Source organism: Stenotrophomonas sp. HMWF003, from assembly GCF_003061285.1.
In the GTDB taxonomy this organism is placed as follows: domain Bacteria; phylum Pseudomonadota; class Gammaproteobacteria; order Xanthomonadales; family Xanthomonadaceae; genus Stenotrophomonas; species Stenotrophomonas maltophilia_AP.
Genome location: NZ_QAIW01000451.1, coordinates 3,524 through 3,902 on the forward strand (window position 1 = coordinate 3,524; position 379 = coordinate 3,902).

Here is a 379-nt window from a genome sequence, read left to right on the forward strand (position 1 = left end):
CGGTACAGCTTCACCGCCGTGTCGGCCAGGTCGCGGATGATCTGCTCCACGTCCTTGCCCACGTAGCCCACTTCGGTGAAGCGGGTGGCTTCCACCTTGACGAACGGCGCGTTGGCCAGCGTGGCCAGGCGACGCGCGATCTCGGTCTTGCCGACGCCGGTGGGACCGATCATCAGGATGTTCTTGGGCATCACTTCATTGCGCAGCTCGGCCGGCAGCTGCATGCGGCGCCAGCGGTTGCGCAGCGCAATGGCCACCGCGCGCTTGGCGTCGTGCTGGCCCACGATGTGCCGGTCCAGTTCCTGCACGATCTCGCGCGGGGTCATGGTGGCGGAAGAGACTTCGATCTTGTGCGGCATGGGTGTGCTCACATGGAAAA

At 65.4% G+C, this 379-nt stretch carries 1 protein-coding gene; it reads right to left on the minus strand.

The genetic code is table 11. The features are described 5' to 3' along the window. Positions 1-359 (minus strand): AAA family ATPase (locus DBR34_RS24280; RefSeq protein ID WP_258224190.1); only part of this gene is annotated, 359 nt, incomplete at its 3' end. Positions 360-379: the final 20 nt, after the last annotated feature.